1 protein-coding gene is annotated in these 266 nt (G+C 65.8%); it reads left to right on the top strand.

What is annotated here, in order from left to right:
• On the top strand, positions 1 to 266 hold a 266-nt coding region (locus QSK26_RS41570; protein ID WP_285780876.1), incomplete at both ends, for a hypothetical protein.

The following is a 266-nucleotide window of genomic DNA, read 5'->3' on the forward strand; positions in this document are numbered from 1 at the left end:
GCGGCTGCTGCGGGCGATCTTCGGTGAGAAGGCGCGTGAGGTCCGTGACACCTCGCTGAAGGTGCCGCACGGCGAGCAGGGCAAGGTCATCGGCGTCCGGGTGTTCTCCCGCGAGGAGGGCGACGAGCTTCCGCCGGGTGTGAACGAGCTGGTCCGCGTCTATGTGGCGCAGAAGCGTAAGATCACCGATGGTGACAAGCTGGCCGGCCGGCACGGTAACAAGGGTGTCATCTCCAAGATCCTGCCGGTCGAGGACATGCCGTTCC

The sequence above is a fragment of the Microtetraspora sp. NBRC 13810 genome (assembly GCF_030268685.1).
In the GTDB taxonomy this organism is placed as follows: domain Bacteria; phylum Actinomycetota; class Actinomycetes; order Streptosporangiales; family Streptosporangiaceae; genus BSRQ01.